A 1,311-nucleotide genomic window follows, 5' to 3' on the forward strand; every position below is an offset into this window, starting at 1 on the left:
CTCACTCCCGTATATCGACACAAAGCCCTTGCCTGATCCCACACCAAAACCTGTTTCATGCTCCTCTGAATGGCTTTTATGATGATCTGTCATGCCATCAATCGTCACATTTTCTCCGCTCACATTGATATCTTGACCGGAAAGCAGATGAGAAGCAGTGATTGTGGTCTCTTTGTCCGATTGTGTGATAATGTTGCCCGTTGCCCCCAAATTGGTCAGCACACCAGCGTGGATATCGGCATTTCCCCCCGCTTCTATAGTGCTATAATGGTTATCAATGGTATCAGCGTTAATGATGAGATTGCCACTAGATTGTATCATTCCTTGACGAGTAGGCGAAAATTCTTGCGTGACAGTTTTCTGTATCATGTGAGATAAATTATTCCATCGGTACCCTTGAAAAAAAAGCGAACTTTCACTCTCTTCATTCCAAGTAAATGCCTTGTATACTATCCCATCTTCTAAAGTTATCTTACCATAAGTTTCCTCTTTGTTGAGCAAAGAATTTTTAAAGTGAAAATCACATATGTTTTCTGAACATTCAACTTCCTCATAGGAAACGGCCCACATTTTTACCCTCAACTCATTTGCTACACTTGTTGTATGATACAAAATCGCATTTTCAATTGAATCAAAGCATTCTGGTTTTTGGAATGCGATGGTGACTTCTTCCGTTTTTTCCGTGATGATCAACAAATTGAACAGATCAATCAAGCTGTTGAAACCTTTTTAGCAGAGATAGAACAAGAGATACAACAACTCTCAACAAAAGCTGCTTAACCTTATGGGGGTGTTTTGTTCCCCGCATATCTACGAGCACCCCCACCCTTCCTAACACTTTCAAGTAATGCGTGATTCACGCCACACGTGAATTGCATCTCAATGTAAGGAGAAAAGATATGGCGCCTCGTCCAGCTGCTATAACGCAAGCAGACATTGCACGGGCTTTAAGAGAAGCTAAAAAACAAGGGATGTGAACACATAGAAATCAAACCTACGGGTGAACTGCTTATCTATCTTAAATCCGATATTCCAATACCAAATTCAGTTAGCCATCCAGACAAACTTTTAGATTTGTCAAAGAATGAATATTACGAAACCGTACTCTCTAAGATGTAAAATACCATGCCTAAACCACGTCCTCCTCATCTTGTCAAAGAAGCCACACGCCATGGTAAAATTATATGGTATGTACGTATTGGTCATGGCAAACGCATTAGAATCCGCGGAACCTATGGAACGCAAGAGTTTGTTGATAACTACAAAAGCGCACTTGCCGAGTTACAAGGGCTTATACTTCCTAAATCAAAA

At 40.6% G+C, this 1,311-nt stretch carries 4 pseudogenes; 3 read left to right on the forward strand and 1 reads right to left on the reverse strand.

The features are described 5' to 3' along the window. Nucleotides 1-492: pseudogene (locus tag ACFIK2_RS04110) on the reverse strand (hypothetical protein); the annotation flags it as partial. Between the two features lie 180 nt (nt 493-672). Here ACFIK2_RS04110 and ACFIK2_RS04115 point away from each other — a divergent pair. From ACFIK2_RS04115 to ACFIK2_RS04125, 3 pseudogenes are all read left to right on the forward strand, one after another. Further along, nucleotides 673-780: pseudogene (locus ACFIK2_RS04115) on the forward strand (exonuclease); the annotation flags it as partial. A 119-nt stretch (nt 781-899) separates the two neighbouring features. Continuing rightward, nucleotides 900-1,119 (forward strand): annotated as a pseudogene (locus ACFIK2_RS04120) (hypothetical protein). 6 nt (nt 1,120-1,125) lie between these two features. Beyond that, nucleotides 1,126-1,311, forward strand: a pseudogene (locus tag ACFIK2_RS04125) (integrase); the annotation flags it as partial.

The organism is Bartonella sp. AP88XZML, assembly GCF_042195565.1.
GTDB lineage: Bacteria > Pseudomonadota > Alphaproteobacteria > Rhizobiales > Rhizobiaceae > Bartonella.